Annotated in this window: 15 protein-coding genes; 6 read left to right on the forward strand and 9 right to left on the reverse strand. The window is 55.4% G+C overall.

Going from position 1 to position 20,287, the window contains the following annotated elements; all coding sequences use genetic code 11:
- Nucleotides 1-11 precede the first annotated feature (11 nt).
- Nucleotides 12-875 carry an LLM class F420-dependent oxidoreductase gene (locus EYC98_RS09125; protein ID WP_279245038.1) on the reverse strand — a complete coding sequence of 288 codons (864 nt, stop codon included), beginning with the start codon at nt 873-875 and terminating at the stop codon, nt 12-14.
- An 81-nt stretch (nt 876-956) separates the two neighbouring features.
- On the opposite strand from EYC98_RS09125, the gene EYC98_RS09130 reads away from it, so the two are divergent.
- On the forward strand, nt 957-1,679 hold the full coding sequence (locus tag EYC98_RS09130) for a dienelactone hydrolase family protein (protein WP_279245039.1): 723 nt from the start codon (nt 957-959) through the stop codon (nt 1,677-1,679).
- Between the two features lie 20 nt (nt 1,680-1,699).
- Here EYC98_RS09130 and EYC98_RS09135 read toward each other — a convergent pair whose 3' ends face one another.
- From EYC98_RS09135 to EYC98_RS09155, 5 genes are all read right to left on the reverse strand, one after another.
- Entirely contained in the window at nt 1,700-2,569 is an 870-nt protein-coding gene (locus EYC98_RS09135) for an SDR family NAD(P)-dependent oxidoreductase (RefSeq protein WP_279245040.1), read from the reverse strand.
- Nucleotides 2,556-3,266: a LutC/YkgG family protein gene (locus tag EYC98_RS09140; RefSeq protein WP_279245041.1), complete on the reverse strand. Its 711-nt coding sequence runs from the start codon at nt 3,264-3,266 to the stop codon at nt 2,556-2,558. The genes EYC98_RS09135 and EYC98_RS09140 overlap by 14 nt, the downstream gene beginning before the upstream one ends.
- Entirely contained in the window at nt 3,259-4,689 is a 1,431-nt protein-coding gene (locus EYC98_RS09145) for a LutB/LldF family L-lactate oxidation iron-sulfur protein (RefSeq protein WP_279245042.1), read from the reverse strand. The genes EYC98_RS09140 and EYC98_RS09145 overlap by 8 nt, the downstream gene beginning before the upstream one ends.
- A complete protein-coding gene (locus EYC98_RS09150; protein ID WP_279245043.1) occupies nt 4,686-5,465 on the reverse strand; it encodes a (Fe-S)-binding protein in 780 nt (259 codons plus the stop codon). The genes EYC98_RS09145 and EYC98_RS09150 overlap by 4 nt, the downstream gene beginning before the upstream one ends.
- 65 nt (nt 5,466-5,530) lie before the next feature.
- Nucleotides 5,531-7,315: a hypothetical protein gene (locus EYC98_RS09155; protein ID WP_279245044.1), complete on the reverse strand. Its 1,785-nt coding sequence runs from the start codon at nt 7,313-7,315 to the stop codon at nt 5,531-5,533.
- Nucleotides 7,316-7,386: 71 nt separating this feature from the next.
- On the opposite strand from EYC98_RS09155, the gene EYC98_RS09160 reads away from it, so the two are divergent.
- Nucleotides 7,387-7,656: a hypothetical protein gene (locus tag EYC98_RS09160; RefSeq protein ID WP_279245045.1), complete on the forward strand. Its 270-nt coding sequence runs from the start codon at nt 7,387-7,389 to the stop codon at nt 7,654-7,656.
- A 550-nt stretch (nt 7,657-8,206) separates the two neighbouring features.
- Here EYC98_RS09160 and prsT read toward each other — a convergent pair.
- The 3 genes from prsT to EYC98_RS09175 form a co-directional block, all read right to left on the reverse strand.
- Entirely contained in the window at nt 8,207-11,050 is a 2,844-nt protein-coding gene (gene prsT / locus EYC98_RS09165) for an XrtA/PEP-CTERM system TPR-repeat protein PrsT (RefSeq protein WP_279245046.1), read from the reverse strand.
- Nucleotides 11,051-11,216: 166 nt separating this feature from the next.
- Nucleotides 11,217-12,146 carry a PEP-CTERM sorting domain-containing protein gene (locus EYC98_RS09170; RefSeq protein WP_279245047.1) on the reverse strand — a complete coding sequence of 310 codons (930 nt, stop codon included), beginning with the start codon at nt 12,144-12,146 and terminating at the stop codon, nt 11,217-11,219.
- Between the two features lie 347 nt (nt 12,147-12,493).
- Entirely contained in the window at nt 12,494-13,726 is a 1,233-nt protein-coding gene (locus EYC98_RS09175; RefSeq protein WP_279245048.1) for a saccharopine dehydrogenase family protein, read from the reverse strand.
- A gap of 388 nt (nt 13,727-14,114) precedes the next feature.
- Between EYC98_RS09175 and EYC98_RS09180 the strand changes: the two genes are divergently transcribed.
- The 4 genes from EYC98_RS09180 to EYC98_RS09195 are packed head-to-tail and all read left to right on the forward strand — an operon-like array spanning nt 14,115 to nt 20,228.
- On the forward strand, nt 14,115-16,265 hold the full coding sequence (locus EYC98_RS09180; protein WP_279245049.1) for an ABC transporter substrate-binding protein: 2,151 nt from the start codon (nt 14,115-14,117) through the stop codon (nt 16,263-16,265).
- Between the two features lie 2 nt (nt 16,266-16,267).
- On the forward strand, nt 16,268-17,245 hold the full coding sequence (locus tag EYC98_RS09185) for an ABC transporter permease (RefSeq protein ID WP_279245050.1): 978 nt from the start codon (nt 16,268-16,270) through the stop codon (nt 17,243-17,245).
- Nucleotides 17,245-18,615 (forward strand): ABC transporter permease, encoded by a 1,371-nt coding sequence (locus EYC98_RS09190; protein WP_279245051.1) that lies wholly within the window; start codon nt 17,245-17,247, stop codon nt 18,613-18,615. Before EYC98_RS09185 ends, EYC98_RS09190 begins: the two co-directional genes overlap by 1 nt.
- On the forward strand, nt 18,612-20,228 hold the full coding sequence (locus EYC98_RS09195) for an ABC transporter ATP-binding protein (RefSeq protein ID WP_279245052.1): 1,617 nt from the start codon (nt 18,612-18,614) through the stop codon (nt 20,226-20,228). The genes EYC98_RS09190 and EYC98_RS09195 overlap by 4 nt, the downstream gene beginning before the upstream one ends.
- Nucleotides 20,229-20,287: the final 59 nt, after the last annotated feature.

Genomic DNA, 20,287 nt, shown 5'->3' on the forward strand with positions numbered 1-20,287 from the left:
ATACTCCTGGCTTATTCGTTTAGTTCGGGAATGATTTTTGCAAAGCGGTCTATCATGGGCATGACCTGTTCGGGTTTGTCCCACATATCCATGGCAACTCCTACAGTGGCGCGTTGAACGCCCAGGTCGCGGTAGGTCTTGAGTTTGTCCAGATCGGCGGTGTCCATGATCTGTATGTTGATTTCAACATCCTCCGGCTGGCGCCCCGCGGCTTTCACCAACTCGGCAAATTCCTTTAGCGCGGTAGGGACATCGCCCATAGCCACATCAACCGGATACCAGCCATCGGCCCAGCTGGCAGCATGCTGCTTGCCCAATGGACCCATTGCGCCCATAAAAATAGGCGGCCCACCGGGCTGCAGTGGTTTGGGGTCGACCCACACCGGATCAAAATCAATATACTTGCCGTGATACTCGGCGCTTTCTTCACTCCACAGAACACGCGTCGCCTCGACGGTTTCGCGCAGCACCGCATAGCGTTTATTGAATGGGTGAGGGTTCACGTTGACGAATTCTTCTTCGTTCCAGCCCACGCCGGTGCCGATCAGCACACGGCCATTGGAGAGCCGGTCCAGAGTTGCGATGGTCTTGGCCTGCGAAAATACATCGCGCTCCATTAACAGCGCGATGCCGGTGCCGAGACGCAGCGTTGTGGTGGCAGCGGCCGCTGCCATTAATGAGACGTAGGGGTCCATCATGGTTCTGTAGGGTGCCGGCATTTCACCTCCCGCGGGGTAGGGCGTCGTGCGAGCGCAGGGGATATGGCTGTGTTCACCGTACCAAAGCGACTCAAAACCGCGCTGCTCCAGAGCGGTAGCCAGCTCGTTTGGCGGCGGGTCATTAAGCGTGTTCATCGAACTAAAAGCGAGATGCATTTTTTGCTCCATATTCTTGCAACTGCCCAGCAAGATACGGAAGATAACAGATTGCGTAAACCCCGTGTAAAGAGGATTCACATGACTATTCAAACCCGCTTGGTGGAATATCAGCACAATGACACCGTACTGGAAGGCTGGCTAGCCTGGGACGATAGTAATACGGGCGCGCGCCCCGGTGTGCTGGTGGCACACGCTTTTCGGGGCAGGGAACGCTTCGAGTGTGAGCGCGCCGAAGACTTGGCGCGGTTAGGCTATGTTGGGTTTGCGCTGGACTTATACGGCAAGGGCGTCAGCGCCGCTGATAATGATGCCGCTTTTGCCTTGATGGCGCAGTTTACCGACGATCGTCCTATGCTGCAGGAGCGATTGAACACGGCTATTGCCGCCTTGCAGTCTCAGGCGGAAGTTGATGACAGCCAATTGGCGGCTATCGGTTACTGTTTTGGCGGTATGTGTGTACTGGATATGGTGCGCACTGGAGCACCTGTTGCGGGTGTAGCAAGCTTTCACGGCGCGCTTGCAGCACCTGGGAATACCGTCGGTAACAGACTATCAGCGCGTGTGTTGGTAGAGCATGGCTGGGATGACCCGATGGTGCCGCCCGAGCAGGTGCTGGCATTTACTGAGGAGATGAAAGTCGGGCAGGCGGACTGGCAGTTGCATGCTCACGGTAATACGGTGCACTCGTTTACCAACCCGCAGGCCAACGACGCGGATTTTGGGACAGTGTACAACGAGTCTGCTAACCGCCGCTCCTGGCAGTCGCTGCAGAATTTCCTCAACGAACTGTTTGCTACCTGATTACCGTCACAACGCTGCGTCTAGAGCTGTATCGGGAAATCTCCAGCACCACTGACGCCGGGGTGGCCGTTGTCTAGTATAGCGCGCATGCGCTTCTCGATTTGTTCGCGGCTGCCCTGCGGGTGTGACAGCAGGTAAAAATCCTTCGCCTGTATGCCCTCGAAAACCAGTTCAGCAATGCGCTCGGGGGGGATTCCAGCGTCATCGAAAAAGGCTTTGCCCAGGGCCTCCACTGCTTCGCGTTCGGCTAATGTGGCAGCGTCGGGCGGGTTGGCTGGATCTTCAGGCCGGTGGCGTTCTGAAGAGTAAATAGAGGTATTCACAAAACTCGGACAGAGTACCGAGACGCCGACGTTACCGGTGGCAGCTTTTAGTTCGCCGTGCAACATTTCCGAGAGGCTGACCACCGCATGCTTGCTAACGGTATAGGGGCCGGTACCCGGGGCTGACATTAGGCCAGCGATAGACGCAGTGTTGACAATATGAGCTTCGTCCTGCTCTAGTAATAGCGGTGTGAAACTGCGGATGCCGTGGACCACCCCCCACAGATTGACGTTGATCACCCAGTGCCAATAATCGAGGTCCATTTCCCACAGGCAACCACCGCCGCCTACACCGGCGTTGTTGCAGAGCAGGTGCACAGCACCGTACTCAGCCATAGCGGCATCGGCCAGGGCCTGTACTTGCTCGGGTTCGCTGACATCGGTTGGCATTGCCAGTACTTGTGAGCCGTCGGTGCGCAGTGCATCGGCGGCGCGGTCGAGGGCGGCTTTATCTACATCAGCCAGTACCAGCTTCATGCCGCGCGCGGCGGCTGCATTAGCCAGAGCCAATCCGATGCCAGAGGCGGCTCCGGTAATAACCGCAACACGTTGGTCAAACTGTTTCATGGTCACTGTCCTTTTTGGGTTCGTCTTCTGGGGGCAGGTCTTCCGGCGCTCCTATAATAATGACATGCAGGCGCTGCGGTCCGTGTGCACCAAACACCATTTGAAAACCGATATCGGCGGTGGCCGAAGGGCCTGAGATAAAGTGTATACCGCGCGGTGCGCCTAGTTTGGACTGGTGCTGGCGCAACTCGCGCCAAGCGTGCTCGTAGTCGGCGACGATATCACTGGCGTCGCACAGCACAATATGGTCCTGTGGCAACCAATTATTAGAGCCTGGATTGTGACGACTGCTGAATACTGCCAGTGATCCGCTTTCGACCACGCCTAGCAATGCATAAGTGATGGCCAGTCTATCCTGGGGTGCAGCAGCCCCGAAACGCACCAGCACTCCGCCATCGCGCCACGGCATGGCGGCCAGACGAGCATCATTGCCAGCAACTACACGATAGTTACGGTAACTCTGGTAGACATAGCGCGCTATAGATTGCACGGCGCTGGCACGATTGCTGGCGTGCTCTACGCTGATGTGATTCTCCTGCAGCTGCCGTTCCAGCGCTTGTATCGGGCAGCCTTCAGTTTCCGGTGCCGGCGGCGCCATACCCAATTCGGCCAACGCTTCATTGATTTCGTGTTGCGGCGGGGTAGCGCCACGCCGGCGTCGAATGCGGTTGAGAATATCGCTGCGCGCCTCAGTCATCGTCTGTCGCCTTATTTTTGCTAGCGCTGCGATACTGCTGCATAAATGTTTTGCCTTGTGGGCGCGGCAGGTCACGCACTTCAGTCCAGCCGTTATCAAAGACTATCGACTGCAGCTGACCACGACCGCGGGCCAACAGGCGTAGCAGGCCAATACCGATTGCAGTGACCTGTCGGTACAATCCTGGCGAGCGTGCCAACAGACTGTGTAGTTTGAGTCCGCTGCGCCAACTCAGTGGCGATAACCCCCGTTGATGCTCTTCAGCCCGCAAGTCCCGCAACAGATCGGGCAGGGGAATTGCCGCTGGACATACTTCAGCGCAGCGACCGCAGGCGGTACAAGCATTGGGTAAGCTATTGGCTTGTTCCAATCCGGTCAGTAGCGGGGTTAACACCGAGCCCATAGGGCCGGGGTAGACCCAGCCATAGGCATGGCCGCCAGCCGCCATATAGATGGGGCAGTGATTGAGACAGGCCCCACAGCGCATACAGCCCAGCATTTCTTCGTAGTTGGTGTCGAGCATGTCAGTGCGCTGGTTGTCTAGCAAAATGACATGGTATTCATCCGGGCCGTCGAGGTCGTCGTCGTGTCTGGGCCCGGTATAGAAGCTTGCGTACGCGGAGGTCACGGTACCCACTGCGGAGCGTGACAGCAGACGCAGCATGGCGGTGGCATCCTCTGGTCGCGGCAGCAGTTTATCGATCGTTGCGCAGACAATTTGTACTTTTGGCAAGGTTGAAGCGAGGTCGCCGTTGCCCTCGTTGGTGACCAGCATGCTGCGCCCGTCTTCTGCAATCAGTGCGTTGGCTCCGGTAATACCAACGTCGGCATTCAGGAACCGCTGACGCAAAACTTCGCGCGCTTCCTGCACCAGAGCCTCAACATCTTCAAGCTCGCGCTCTCCCAGCGAATGCTCCTGCAGGAATAGTTCGCGAATCTCAGCCTGTGATTTGTGTAGCGCCGGGCCGACGATGTGGCTGGGGTACTCGCCGGCCAGTTGAATAATGTATTCGCCAAGATCAGTTTCGGTAACTTCCAGTCCGGCGGCCTGCAGCTGCGCCGTGAGGTCGGTTTCCTCAGTGACCATAGATTTGCCCTTGACGACATGACGGGCGTCTCGCTGTCGGCAAATATCCAGCACGATACTGTTGAGTTCCTCGGCACCGCGGGCCCAGTGTACGTGACCTCCGCGTTGGTGCACTTGTTCCTCATAGCGCACCAGATAGTGCTCCAGGTGAGTCAGGGTGTGTTGCTTGACTGCTTTGAGGTGTTGACGCAATTCTTCAAAATTGCCTAGCTGCTCCATGGCTGCGCTGCGCAGAGCCGGTAAACCAGTGCCCAGGGCTTGCATAGTCTCGCGCAGTTGAGGCTGTGCCATGGCGGCATCGGCGCTGGCAAGAAAACTCTGACTGGTTTGTTTCATGACGACGGTTCGCCGATCGCAGGGTCACCGAGCTGATCAGCGAGTACTTCAGTCACATGGCGTACCTCTAATGACTGGCCCCTACGTGAGGCGCGCCCGCTGATATTGAGCAGGCAGCCAAGGTCGCCTCCGACCAGTAAGTCAGCCCCTGAATTGAGCGCGTCGTCGAGTTTGTCGTTTACCATCTGCTCTGAAATGTGTGGCATTTTGGCGCAGAAAGTACCACCAAAGCCACAACACACTTCTGGCTGTTCCAGCTCCACCAGAGTGGCGCCGCAGGTGTCGCGTAGCAGTTGTCGCGGCTGCTGTTTGATGCCCAGCTCGCGCAGGCCAGCGCAACTGTCGTGATAGGTGAGCGTTTTGTCCTGCAGCGCATTGTGGGCTGCGTCTGGTTGGTAGTGGAGAACATCGACCAGAAAGCTGGTGATTTCCCAGCTGCGTTGCGCCAGTTCCTCCGCTCGAGCTTGCCACTCAGGTGCATCTTCGAACAACCTTGGATAGTGATGGCGGATCATGCCCACGCAGGAGCCTGAAGGCGCGACCAGGTAGTCATAATCGGCGAAGGCAGTTATCACCTGTCGGGCCAGGGGAAGGGTGTCGGCATAGGCACCGCTGTTATAGCCGGGCTGGCCGCAGCAGGTTTGCTGGCGTGGCACTTCCACCTCACAGCCTGCGTCTTCCAGCAATTTGATGCTGGCAAAAGCCACTGAAGGACGGAATAAGTCTGCCAGGCAGGTGACAAAAAGGCCAACCTTGGCTGTGGGTGATTCACTCATGGTGGCAGCATACCCTAAAGCGCCATTGTGACCTATAACTGCGGTGGGCAATGCGAGAAAACTGTCTAACCCAGCAGCATAATAGTCACCGCGGCAACTCCGCAAACGACGAATCCGCCCAGCCCAAGTACCAGAGGATGCCGCTGCTGCAGCAGTTTTACGTGCAGCGTAGCCTGATCCACCTTGATGCCGGTGGCGATCAGCGGTTGGAAAATCTGCTGCAAGGGCGCCATGCTAAACGGTGCCAACAGCCGATTGCCGAGGTAGACAAGGACGTCATCGACCATAACAAAATTGCCCAGATACTGGATGCGCGGACCACTGCCTACACGATAGGTGTTGTGATGATCTACTAAAATAAGATGATCGCGGACCATGCCTAGGTGGCAGCGGGTCGAACGTATTAGAGCATGGTAAAGCCCAGCGCTGCCTATCAATAATAGAAACAGGGACAGAATGCCAGCGCTGCTGATATCGGTGATGATGCCCAGCAGCAGGCAGAGCACGGCAATAGCTGCCAGCAGAGAGCCCAGTCGAATCGCACGCTGGCGCAGCTCGGCGGCAGGCTCCAGCCAAGTGATAAACTCGCTGTGAATATCGAGTCGGGCTTCGCTGGGCTGCTCCGGAGGTGTAAATACCCTGATGCGAAGTGATTGCAGTCCAGCCAGGATCAACAAACCGACAATAAGTAACACCAAACTCACCAGTACCAATACCTGGAGCCAGTGCGTCAGAGTGCGTTCACGGTCACCTGCGCTCAAACCCTCGCTCAATGCCTCAGAGGTGAATGCCTTTAGCGCTGCGCCAGTGTTGTCAAAGCGCAGGATAATGCCGCCGTGGCTGTCGCGCACCAGCACTTTGTCATTCCAGACTACCAGCGCGTCGGGCCGTGCCGATGGGGGTAGCTCAATGCGGCGATCGAGACGAAAGCGCAGGTTGAACAGGTATAGCCCGGCGCTACTGAAGTCTTCGTTACTGAGTAGGGCCCACCACCGCTCGTTCAGGTACACCAAATCGCGCGGGTAGCGGTGCTCCGTTGCAAGGGCATCGCCGCTATCCAGCGCGACACTATCGAGTACCGTACCAAAACCTTGATCGTCAGGTTTTATAATGGTGAGCACTTGGCTGCCGTTCTGGACCAGGTACAGTATCCCTTCCTGCAGCAGCAGCCGTTTAGGCGCGGTCAATGCTAGTGGCGCGGTCGCAATTTCACTGCCGTCTATCTTCAGTTTATGCAGTTTGTCACGATCACCATCGGCTATGAATATTTGCTCATTCGCTACCGCGAAACTGCTACGTCCGACAGATCGTAGTAAAGGTTCACACTGTCTGGTATTAAGCTGACAGCGCAGCAAGGGGCTACTGAGTAAGGTATCTGCGGCGGCAGGTGTTTGGGACTGCGACAATATTGTTTCCTGGTCCAGATAGACGACTGTTGCATTCTCGGAAATGCCCAGGTCACTGCTGGCAATCTGCCTGGTGGGCAGTCCCGCCCTGTTATGCAGGAGTATCTGGTCTTCTAGTATTACAAGCAATTGCTGACTCGGCGATACGGCGATTTGGCCAATACTCGCGCCCTGGGGTTGGGTAACTGCCATCTGCTCAAAGCGCATCGCGGCGAGTATAAAGGCGAGCAGAATCATGCCTGCGGCTATTAACGGAACGCGCGCGGTATTAATCGTGCCGTCCGCGGATGTAGCGGATTTTCTGGTTCCCGAGGAACGCCGCAAGCCAAATAAGTTGGGTGCACCTGACTGGCGTTTTGGGGGCGGCGGTGGATTGCGCTTGGGAGCAGGCGCGAGCGCCGGTTGCCCGGCTTTGTTGCGCAGCGCGGGTTTTAGCGCTCGCACGCTTCGGTCCTCGGTCGGCTTGGCTCGTTGAGCTGCCGCTGCAGCACTGGCCAAGGAAAGGGCCTTGGGTCTTGCCTTGGCTGGTTCTGGCTCTGGTTCTGGTTCTGGCTCTGGCTCTGGTTCTGGCTCTGGTTCTGGCTCTGGCTCTGGCTCTGGCTCTGGTTCTGGCTCTGGCTCTGGTTCTGGCTCTGGTTCTGGCTCTGGTTCTGGCTCTGGGTCTGGCTCTGGCTCTGGCTCTGGTTCTGGCTCTGGTTCTGGCTCTGGCTCTGGCTCTGGTTCTGGCTCTGGTTCTGGCTCTGGCTCTGGTTCTGGTTCTGGCTCTGGTTTGGACAAAGCTTTAGTCGCGCGAGCTGCCGTTGGCGCAGTGGCCTCGCTAGGAGGAGTGGAAACCGGCAGTATATGCGTGATCATGCCTATCTGGCGTAACGCGGCAAAAGCTTTTGCTACCTCTGGCTTTGACAGGTTACGACGCAGTATGACTTCGCGGCCGCTGAACAATACCTCTGTACGGGCAAGGTCGGTGATACCAAAAGCCCTGGCAAAACGGCGTCGCACCCGCGCCGGCTCAAAGTCGGGCAGAATCTCTCCGTTGAATATCAGGTTAAAGGTTTCCAGCGTGCCGCCTCCCGCGGTATACCTGTTCTAGTACTCCTACCAACATACCGCTGCGGTGCTGCTGATAGCCAGCACCGGTGCTGTGACATAATTGCCCTGGAGCAGTGTGCTGCTATTGTGGTGCTTATGTGTTGCCGGTTTGGCGTTGCATCAGCATACCGTTAATTCGATGACGCGGCAGCACCTAACCTCAGTGTCTTGAGCGCTTGTGCCTCAGCCAGTGAGGTACTTACGCGCAGGTCCTTGATCGATCCTGCACGTAGTGGATGGCAATCTTCAGCGCCACTCTGACAGTAGTTTTTCTGCGTCTGATTTGGCGGGAAAACTAACCGGGCTGGTAACCGATTCGCGCAAGAATGTCAGCGCTTCGTTACGCCGGCCCAGCAGGTCCAGAGTCACTGCCAGGTGGTACTTGATCTCCGGACTGTCGTTGTCGAGTATCATTGCCCTGCGCAGCAATTGCAGTGCCTCTTCCAGATTATCTTTCTTTACTTCAATCCAGGCCAGTGTATCGATGACCGTGGCATTATTGGGTGCCAAATCCCTCGCTCTGGCCGCGTAAATTGAGGCATTGTCATAATCCCCCTTGTCCCTAAACAGGTTGGCAGCATTATTTAGAATAACGACCGACTCCGGGTGCTTTTCAATGAGTTGCAGGTAATAGCGTTCAGCTTGCTCATAGTTGCCTAAAGCTCGGTAGGCGGCGGCAGTTGCCAGGGACACGCGGACATCGGATGGATACTTACGCAGCCAGGCTTCTAGTTCAGGAATGATCAACGCATAGCGACCGGTGCGGCTGTAGACACTGTACAAGCCCATGATTGCCGGGACCGTATCACCAAATTCAAGCGCCCGTCGATAAGCTGCCTCCGCATCGGCAAAATCCCTTAGTCGGTTGTATAAGTCACCGCTAAGAATAGCGGCGGCGGGTTTATCGGGCGCTATGGCCTCGATTTCCCTGATCAATTGCCGCGCGGTTTTGGTCTCACCGAGCGTAATTGCGATTCGGCTTAACTCCACTCGTGCCGGCAGATACTCGGCGTCCAGTGCGATGGCCCGATTCAGGCTGTACTGTGCTCCCGGTACATCATTGAATGACAGCTGCGCCTTAGCCTTGGTCAACAGCGCCTCGGGCGGATACTTGGAATACTTTACGGCCGAGCTATAGTGCTTCAGTGCCTCTTCATTGAGCTGATCTTTGAGGTACAAACCGGCGAGTAGTTGGTGAATGTTAGTAGAGTCCGTTACGCGCCGCAGGAACGCGACACAGAGCCGAATAGCCTCGTCGCGGTTATCGCCGGCGTCCTGTAGTTTGACCAGTTTCTCAAGTGCCAGCTCAGAGCTTGCATTGTTATCCAACGCTTTGGTCAGCCAGTAAATAGCCTCTTCTGGTTGTTTGGTAAACGTATAGGTATCAGCAATCTCTATCAGCAGTGGTTGGCTGTCACCGTATTTTTCGCGAAACTGCAGCAGTCGATTAATAGCTTCATCGTGGCGACCGAGGCCCAGATCGATACGGCTAAGAAATACCGTCGTCACCCGGTTGGACGGTGATTGCCGCAGCGAAGCCTCAAAAAGTTCGACTGCTTCTTCAATACGTCCGGCCAGCCCCAGGGACTCGGCATACACTTGCATAAAGAGTGAACTTTCAGGGTTGCGTTCCAGCAATGCCGCAGCCTTGGTAATGGCCGAATCGATCTGCCGTGATTGTTGGTAGCCTTCTATCAACAGCAGCTGAATCTCTATGGAATCCGGGGCAAGGGTCTCGGCCTTAAGCAAGTAATCGATGGCGCTCAAATAGTTCTTCTGCGCGAGCTTAACGCGCGCCAGATTGACCAGATTATTGATCGACCCTGGAAACATTGTCTCAACCCGCTCGAAGGCGCGGTAGGCCTGCTGAAACTCGCCGAGTCCCAGGTAGGCTGAGCCAAGTAGTGCCAGAACCTCCGTATTATTGGGTGACAGTCTATTAGCTTTGAGTGCGGCATTGCGGGCCGCGAGTGGGGCACCGCTTTGCAGTTCGATAATGGCCAACAGGCGCAAGGCGCGCACATCATCACTGACAATCTGCCCGTAGCGGTTGACATAATCTCTGGCCAAATCCTGGTTGCCAAGCTGGTTGTTGGTTACGGCTGCGAGAAAGTAGTAGTCAGGGTTGGCGTCCATGACTCCCGAGTCGAGCGCTTGCAGGGTTTTGGCAATCTCATCCATAGCCTCGCTGCTGGCCGCGGTATCTCCCCGCGCGCTAACGATTATCGCCTTGAGATATTTCGAGCGAGGCTCCAGTGGGTATTTTTCCAGAATGTGATCGACATCAGCCTCGGCGTCAGCATAGCGTCCAATATCAATATAAAATGAGGCGCGCGCCAGTCGGGCGGCATCGTTGTCCGGGGCTAGCACAATGGCTTTAGTCACAGCCAGCAAGGCCTGTTCATTATCATCGCGGATGCTGTGCAACTTGGCCCTGGTGACCCACACGGCGTCGAGACTTGAATCCAGTGCCAACAGCTCGTCAGCATAGCCGCTGGCTGCCGGGAATTGCCTACGTAACATCGCTAGCTGCAACCGTGCTTGCAGTGCGTTGATACTGGTGGGGTTTTTCTGCAGCGCATACTCAATGCTGAGACCAGCATCTGTCAGCCTATCCAGCCCTATATAGGCTTGTCCCCTGATCACGGCCAGCTCCGACTCCAGCTGCGCGGGCCTGCGGGAGGGGCGGGTAATCTCCAGAGTGTCCTCAAAGCGACGCATCATATTGTAGCCGCGAGCCAGTAGAGGTGACAGGCGGTCAAGGTCGGCGCCGGCTCGGCGGGCGTAGTTGAGCTCTGATTCTGCTAACAGCGGTTGACGTTGCTCCAGATAGACTTCTGCCATTAGTACGCGCGAGGGCAGGTGTGCGGGTTGCTGCTGGAGCATATTCTTCAGATGTATGATGGTTGCCGAGTAGTCGCGCTCGTTAAAACTCACCAATGCCTGCTCGTAGTCACCGTAATCGATACTGCCCTGTGTATTGGCCAGTGCTGGAGAGGCAGCTAGTGCTGTTGCCAGGCAGCAGAGCGTGGCTAAATAGGCGAGCTTTTGTTGAAGTTTAATGAGCATCTGCGGAACTGGATCTAACATGGCGGTCCCCTGGCAATTGGAGGCGATATCAAGCGTCGTGATGGGTCATTCCAGCCGCAACTGATATGAGCCAATGGCGATTGCTATTGCTGCCGGCTATTAAATCAGACACCACGAAAAAGGGCGAACCGAAGTTCGCCCTTTTATCTGTAAGCTCAGGTATTTTCTAGGGGGTGAGACTTGAGTCACACCCTTGCTTGCGCTTGCGACGCCGCCCCACGCCGGCCAGCAACAGCGCCGCAGAGAAAAGTGCGAGCGTGCCTGGTTCGGAAACAGGTGTTCCGGGTGGCCCGCCGCAGTCAATGCAGGTGTTGTCCAGTTTACGCAGCTCAGGCGACGCGTGAGCGCCCAGTTCCTGCACGGCACCAACCAGGTCCTTGGTGAATTTGAATTCGTAGCCAACGTAGTTTAGCCAGGTACCGTTGCCTTCGTATGCTGAGCTGGCTAGCTCTTTGTCAAAGCTGGCGCCTATTTGACCAATGTTATAGGCCAAAGAAGATTCAATGCCCATGATCGCTGCGGTAAGCAGCCCGCCGCTAGAATCTGCGACCACGCGTGGTTCGTGGTTGTCTCCAGACTCATTATCCTTACCCTCAAAATCCGAGCCGTCAACCCCAGCGGAATCCCAGCCAGACCCGCTGTTGCAGGTGCTGTCACTGCATTCACTGATCAGGTCGACTACTAGAGATATGGAGTCAGTGCCATTGATATGGCCGATAACCATAGGAATGTACTTATCGTCTCCTGGATCATCATCAGGATGGGCATGGCCTAGTGAGTCACTGTCTTCAATTTTCTTGAAAGGGCGCTCTTTGTCGTATCCCTCAGCATCTGCGCCCTTGTCATAACCCGCGGTGTAGACGAGGTTGACGAATTCTTCTGAAAGCTTGACGTAGATATAATCATAGTCGGCGTCGGAGCCGTAGGAAATACTGCCTTGGCCCGGAGCGCCACTGTCAAAGTTGAAAACGACGTTGACGGTGGAGTCATAGGTTTCAGTGCCGCAGCCAAGGCAGCCGTCGACCACAAAATCACCAGCCTGGGCGGCAGCAGTGCCGAACAAAATCGATATCAGCGCGAATAGTCGCAATTTCACCGTAGTACTCCTTGGGGGAACTTGGTTCCCTGAGGCTAAGGAAAAGCAAGTTTCAGGCCAAAAATATAAAGTCTCTTAAAAACAATAGCTTAGCGTTTTTCGTTCTTGCCTATTTAGGGTCATTGTAAAATTTGCTGACACAAGATGCCCACCCCGTGGGCGGCAGTCACATGGCGTCAAGGCACCCTCTACTATCTGTATTTTAGCTGCTGTCGGCGATGACGACCATTTAAACAGCGCTTTATGGCCGCCGTTTACGCCAAACTGTGACCCAGTTCCGTCGCGATGGCTCTTTTTCGACTGCAGCGCCTCTCAATAGTACCGATCCTGCGGCCATAGCCGCTGATTTATTCAACCGTGAAGCTTACACCGGCATTTTGCTGCAGACGCTCAATCAGTCGCGTGCCCATGGCGGAGGCCGGGGTCCAGAAACCGCCACTCACGGTAAGGTTGTCTCGAGCCAGGCATACTGCGCACTCAGCGAGCATTTTTGAGGTTGAGCCATAGCCCGGGTCCATGTCACCGCTGACTTTGACGCGGATATCTTTTTCCATATCATCGGGGTGGTTTGCGTGCAGCAGGATATTGTAATAACCCTGTTCACGGGTCTCCTGATCAGGTCCTTCACCGGGTTTGGGCATAAATCGCGAGGCGAGACCACGTAGGGGGCCAATTGATAGTGCATTCGTGCCTGCGGTCATCGCCAGCGCGGTAATTTTACTCTGTAACGCTCCTTTGCCTTCAGCCAGCACTGCCTCGTCGTAATTGAAGTCTTCGCCCCAGGCGAAGTCGAGCAGTGCGTTAGAGCGGCGCACCACCCGCGTATTGATACCTGCCATCATGAAAGGGAGCGTCCAACTGGCGAAATCCTCGTCATAGATGGCGCCGGTCTGATCATTGACATCGCTGCCGGTGGGGGCACCTTGCGGGTTCAGTGCATAGGGGTCAGCCATCACATCGGCCAGGCCAGGGTCCTGCTTAACTTCCTCCATCATGTTGAGCATGCTGGCCAGCGTGCCTCCGCTGAGACCACCTCCAAAACCTGTCACCCGGTACTTGACCCGGCGGGCGGCGACGCCATGCGCTTCTTGCATCGTGTTTTGCGCAAATAGTACTCCCAGATCAGAAGGGATACTGTCAAAGCCGCAGGTGTGTACGATTCTGGCGCCACTGGCTGCTGCGGCGGCCTGATGGGCGTCAATCATGCGGCGCATCCACTGTACTTCGCCAGTGAGGTCGCAGTAATGGGTGCCATTGTGGGCGCAGGCTTCCACCACACTGGAACCATACAACGCATAAGGCCCCACCGTGGTGCAAATGACCCGGGTTTGACTGGCTAGCCCGGCCATAGCGCTGGCGTCACTGGTATCGGCCACCAGAATGGGAATAGGTGCAGCGGGCTCATAGCCCTGTAATTGCAATCGAATCGATTCCAGCTTGGCTTCATTACGTCCCGCCATAGCCCAGCGCAGGTCGCCGCCGATGCCGTATTGGGCCAACAGATACTCTGCGACCAGGCGGCCGGTGAAACCGCTGGCGCCCAGCAAAATGATGTCGTACTCACGCTCTTGAACTGGCATGCTTGATCCTCTTGGACAATGAATAGTGCGTCTTGGCTGACTGGTAAGCGCGTTCGATGAAGATGACGCCCAGTGCCTGTAGTAGTGCGCCGGCAGTTGCGACATTAAACAGCTTAAATGCGGTTACGGCCAGCCCAGGCACGAATTAGCGTGCTGTTACACCGAAGCCTCGGCAGTTACATTATCTGCGACGCACTCATTAACGGCATTGTATTGTTTTCGATCGGGTTGCCAGAGTAAACTCTGCGCCTTGCAGGGACAATTGTAACATCTTCAAGCGCAACATCTTCAGGGGATCTTTGGTGGTAAACGGCCAGACTGGCGCAAACAGAGCGCTGGGTATCAAATATGGAACTGGCTGCGGGGTTTGCGGTTGAAGCTTCGGGTAATGATACTGTTGCTACTACTGTCTGTTGCAGGAGGTTGCGGAGAAGGGGCCTGGAATAATCCCTATCCGTTGCCGGATCCAGACAAAAGCACCTATTTCTCGTTGATGTCCTCGGTACCGCCCAAGCACCTCGACCCGGCAATTTCCTACGCCTCAGATGAAAGCCTGTTTATTTCGCAAATATATGACAGCCCGCTGGGCTACCACTTTCTTAAGCGACCTTATGAGCTGATCCCGGTTGCCATGCGGAGTTTGCCAGAGACAGAATTTCTTGATGCTAACCGGGAACCCGTGTCCGTAACCGGTGAACCGATAGCTTATACCCGCTACATACTCACCTTGCGCGATGACCTGCATTACCAGCCACACCCCTCGTTTGCGACTGATGCCGACGGTGCGCCACTCTACTTGTTTAAAACTGCTGCAGAGTCCAAAGCTTATCGCGGGGTGCCGGATTTTCCCGAGAGCGGGTCACGCCCGGTTAATCCGCAAGACTTTATGTATGGCATCAAGCGCATGGCCGACCCGCGCAACAAGTCACCGATGCTGAGTTTGATGGGGCAGTACATTGTGGGTATGCCAGAGTTTTCGGAATCGGTTAAAGAGTTGCCGCGTGGTGAGTGGAGTAACCTGCACGATTATCCTATGGCGGGGCTGGAACAGCTCGACGAGCGACGTTACAGCATCACTATCAATGGACTCTATCCGCAGTTTGTCTATTGGCTGGCGATGCACTTTTTTGCACCTGTGCCCTGGGAGGCTGATCGGTTTTATCACAACCCCGGCTTTATCGATAAGAACCTGACCCTGGACTGGTGGCCGGTGGGCAGCGGCGCCTACATGATGGTCAAGAACGACCCTAACAGTGAAATTGTGCTGGAACGTAACCCTAACTATCGCGCTGACTTTTACCCGACCGAGGGCGAGGCCGGTGATCGCGAGGCGGGATGGCTTGATGATGCGGGAAAGCAAGTGCCGTTCATTGATCGCGCCCATTTTCGTCTGGAAAAAGAAATGCTGTCGCTGTGGACCAAGTTCCTGCAGGGCTATTACGATCGGTCCGGAGAGGTGCATTCCAACACCTCGGGCTTTTTCGACCAGGCTTTTGTAGTGGGCCCCGATGGTCTCGAATTATCCGCCGAACTTGAAAACCACAACCTTACCGTGTCGCCAGACGTGAAGCCCGGCATGTACTACTGGGGTTTTAATATGCGCGACCCGCTGGTGGGTGGCTATACGGAAGAAAAACGTAAGCTGCGGCTGGCGTTGGCGCTGGCCTATGATACTGAGGAATATCTGAATATATTTTATAAGGGTAATGCGGTTGCCGCGCAGAGCATTATCCCGCCGGGTATACCGGGTTTTATTGAGGGCGAGACGGGTATAGACCCACATATATACGATTGGGTTGATGGCAAGCCACAACGTAAGACGATCGAATACGCGCGCCAGCTGTTAGCTGAAGCCGGTTACCCAGGTGGACGTCATGCCACCACTGGTGAACCGCTACGTATCTATATTGATGTACAAAGTCATGCGGTGGGTAACGCCTCCATGGATTGGACCCGGCGGCAGTTTGAGCGTATCGGCGTGCAAGTAGAGTTTCGACCTGCAGACTGGAACCGCACGCGTCAGAAATATATGACTGGGAATACGCAGATATTTTCCCACGGCTGGCTGGCAGATTATCCAGACCCTGAAAATTTCCTGTTTCTGGCCTATGGGCCCGAGAGTCCATTGGTGTGTAACTGTGATGGCGCGAATAATTTCAATTACGGCAATGACGAATTTGACGCGCTGTTCCAGCGCATGCGGGCCATGGAAGCCGGCCCTGAGCGCAGCGTTATCGTCGCTGAGATGGTGTCTATGTTGCGGCGCGATGTGATCTGGATGTACGCCTTTCATCCGCTGGAGTATTACCTGAACAATGAATGGGTGCACAACACTAAACGCCACGGCATTACGAAGCGCACGCTGAAATACCTGCGCATTGATGATGAACTGCGCCTCAGCCGACAGGCACAGTGGAATCAACCGGTGGTGTGGCCTCTCTGGATTGTGCTGGGGCTGCTAGTTGCGGTCATGATACCTGCCGTCACGGCGTATCGACGGCGGCAACGCAAGACCATTCGAGCGGGGCAGGGTAGCTAGCCATGTTTGCCTATATCGTACGACGTATCCTCTACGCCATTCCCATACTCATAGGCATTAACCTGCTGACGTTTTCGCTGTTTTTCGTGGTTAACAGCCCGGACGATATTGCGCGTTCACAGTTGGGAGATAAGTATGTGACGCCGGCGGCTATTCAGAACTGGAAGGAGCAGCACGGCTACGATAAACCCTCGTTTTACAATGCTGACGCCGGTGGTGTGTCGAGTGTTACCGAGACCATTTTCTTCACCAAATCGGTGCGGCTATTTACCTTTGATTTCGGCCGTTCCGAAAGTGGTCGTGATATTACCGGTGATGTGTCTCAGCGTATGTGGCCCAGCCTGGCGCTGGCGCTTCCCAGTTTCGTATTGGGCATCTGGGTGAATATCTGCGTGGCATTGTTGGTCGTTATGTTCCATGCCACCAAGCTTGATCGCTGGGCAGTCGCGCTGTTTGTGGTGCTGATGTCGATTTCGTATCTGTTTTACATTATTGGCGGGCAGTATCTGGTGGCTAAAACCTGGCGACTGGTGCCTATTTCCGGTTTTAACGCTGATGCGCAGGCCTGGAAATTTCTCATTCTGCCGGTGATCATCGGGGTGGTTGCCGGCATTGGGTCCGGCGCGCGCTGGTATCGCACTTTGTTTCTGGAGGAGGCGAATCAGGACTATGTGCGCACCGCACGGGCCAAGGGCCTGAGCGAGGTGGCCATTTTGTTCAAACATATTCTACCCAATGCCCTGATTCCCATATTGACTGGTGTGGTGGTGGTGATCCCCAGTCTGTTCATGGGCAGCCTGTTGATGGAGTCCTTTTTCGCGATACCCGGTCTGGGCAGTTATATGCTGGATGCCATTCGCGCGCAGGATTTCGCCATAGTGCGAGCGATGGTTTTCATTGGTTCGATTCTGTATATCGTCGGCCTGATACTGACTGATATTTCTTATACGTTGGCCGACCCAAGGGTGCGGCTGGACTGATGAAATTCCTTTTGCTTTGGTCAGATGTGCTTATTTTCATGCTAGTGATAGCACTGGTGAGCTTTTTCTATACGTTGCGCAACGATCCGCAGTTGAGCGCGCGTTGGCGGCAGGTCTTCGGCAACCGGCTGGGTATGATCAGCTTCGTTATTATGGCCTGCTATATCGCGGTTGCGCTGCTTGATTCTGTTCACTTTCGTTATGCGCTGGACCGGGTGGAGGGTCAGTCCAGTGACATGGTGTCCTATGATAACCGCGTCCACAGTCTGCTGGATTTGGGTATGGGTAATATGGGGGAGTTGCATGAGCGCACTTATTCCGCGCCATTCGCACTCATCTCCTTCGAAAAACAAAACATGAAGGACGCCAACGGTAACGATATCCGTGATTTTCCGCCGTTGCTGCATGCGGGTAAGCATTTGGCGCAGCCCAGTGATCGCGGGCAGGATATTCTGCAGCAGACCTTACTGGCGCTGTTTGTGGGACTGCTGATATCACTGGTGGTGATTGCGCCGCAGTGGTGGTGGTTGCGGCATAGTAGTTTACCCTGGCATGCGGCCTGGGCAACGCAGGCAGCGGTTATCTGCCTGTTTAGTTGGGCCTTGCACCTCAACAGTCTTTACCATGTGTTGGGCACCGACCTTGGCGGCGCAGATGTGCTTTATAAAACGATCAAAGGTATTCGCACCGGCGTGTTACTCGGTACGCTGGCGACGCTGATCATGTTGCCCATCGCGGTGACTCTGGGCGTTGCCGCAGGTTATTACCGGGGCTGGGTGGATGACGCCGTGCAGTATCTGTATACCACGCTAAGCTCGATTCCCGGCATATTGTTGATTGCTGCGTCGGTACTGTTGTTTCAGGTATACATCGACATAAACCCCGATATTTTTGAGGTGGGACTGCAGAAAGCGGACGCACGCTTTGTGGCGCTTTGCTTCATTCTTGGCGTAACCAGTTGGTCCAGTCTGTGTCGCTTGATGCGGGCAGAGACTCTGAAGATAAGTCAGCTCGGCTATGTGCAGGCGGCGCGTGCCTTTGGGGTCAGTAACCCGCGGATTATTATTCGTCACATACTGCCGAACACTGTCCATATCCTGTTGATTACCTTTGTGCTGGACTTCAGTGCCCTGGTCTTGGCGGAGGCCGTGCTGTCCTATATTGGGGTGGGAATAGACTCATCTATGGCCAGTTGGGGCAATATGATCAATGGGGCGCGTTCGGAGCTATCGCGCGAACCAGCTATCTGGTGGACGCTGATCGGCGCCTTCTTTTTTATGTTCGTGCTGGTGCTATCAGCCAATTTGTTCTCTGATCTGGTACGTGATGCGTTTGATCCGCGCACTACTACCGGTAAGGCAAAAGCATGAAGCCTTCGCTGCCCAATCAACGTCGACTTGAAGTGCGTGATCTGAAGGTTGCGGTGAAGGCGGGCGCAGAGCAGTTGCTGCGAGGTGTCAGTTTCAACGTCGACGCCGGCGAGATTCTGGCGTTGGTGGGCGAATCGGGAAGTGGTAAGTCGATCACCTCACTGTCGCTGATGCGTCTATTACCCGATGCTCTGCAGATTACTGGCGGTCAGGTTTCAATGCAGGACACCGATATTTTCAGTCTCACCGAGGCGCGTATGCAGGCGGTGCGCGGTCGACGCGTGGCGATGATTTTTCAGAACGCGCAGACCGCGCTGAACCCCGTCCAAAAGGCCGGTCAGCAAATCGCCGAAACGCTAAAATTGAATACGGCTTTGCGCGGCGCTGGATTGCGCCAGCGCGTCATCGAATTACTGGAAGAAGTAGGTATTCCTGAGGCCGATGCGCGTTATGATTTTTATCCACATCAACTATCAGGCGGGCAGCAGCAGCGGGTCATGATTGCCATGGCGCTGGCCTGTGATCCTGAATTGCTGATCGCGGATGAGCCAACCACAGCGCTGGATGTCACCATTCAGGATCAGGTGTTGAAACTCATTACCCAACTGGCCCGTAAGCGTCAGTTGGCGGTGTTGCTTATCACTCACGACATGGGCGTGGTCAAAAATACGGCAGATCGCGTCGCAGTAATGTATCAGGGTGAGATTATCGAGAGTGCACCTGTCGCGGAGTTTTTCCTGTCACCGCAGCAGGACTATTCGCGGCGCCTGATTGCCAGCTTGCCTGATCTCGAAAAATTTCAGCAGGCCCCAGCGGTAGTGCCGCTGTTGCAGGTAGAAGATGTCGAAGTGCACTTTCCGATCCGTAAAGGCGTGTTGCAGCGGGTCGTTGATTACACGCGAGCGGTAGACGGCGTTTCCTTGCAGATCGGTGCCGGTGAAACCTATGCCTTGGTTGGCGAGTCCGGTAGTGGTAAATCGACGTTGGGGCGGGCGATTCTAAATCTGGAGCGAGCGACGGCAGGACGTATTAGTTTTGATGGGCAAGATCTGGAGAGCTTTTCAACCGCGCAGATGCTGCCACTGCGTAAGCGTATGCAGGTCATTTTTCAGGACCCGTATTCGTCTATGAATCCGCGTATGACGGTGGGTGATATTATTGAAGAGGGTATGGAGAGCCTCAAGGTAGAGTCGCGTGCGACAGAGCGGCAAGAGCGTATCGTGGCACTACTGGAACGGGTGCAGCTCAATGCCGATCACCGCAGTCGCTATCCGCATGAGTTTTCTGGCGGGCAGCTGCAGCGGATTGCTATCGCCCGAGCGCTGGCAGTGCGGCCCGATCTGATTATCTGTGACGAGCCCACCAGTGCGTTGGATGTGTCGATACGTGCCGAGGTGCTGGAGTTATTGAGAGAACTGCAGCGAGAATACGAACTTTCTTATCTTTTCATAACCCATGATTTGTCGATTGTGCCCTCGTTAGCGCATCACGTGGGAGTTATGCAGGCTGGGAAGATCGTGGAGCAGGGCACTGCGCAACAGATCCTGCAGGCTCCCCAACACCCCTATACCCAGGCGCTGCTGGCATCGGTGCCGCGGCTGGATCAGCACTGAGGCTTTGCCTCTGGCTGGATCTACGCCAGAAGCGCTCTATCCCGCGGCAGGAAGGCAGC

The sequence above is a fragment of the Candidatus Litorirhabdus singularis genome (genome assembly GCF_026262625.1).
Classification (GTDB): Bacteria; Pseudomonadota; Gammaproteobacteria; order Pseudomonadales; family Halieaceae; genus Litorirhabdus; species Litorirhabdus singularis.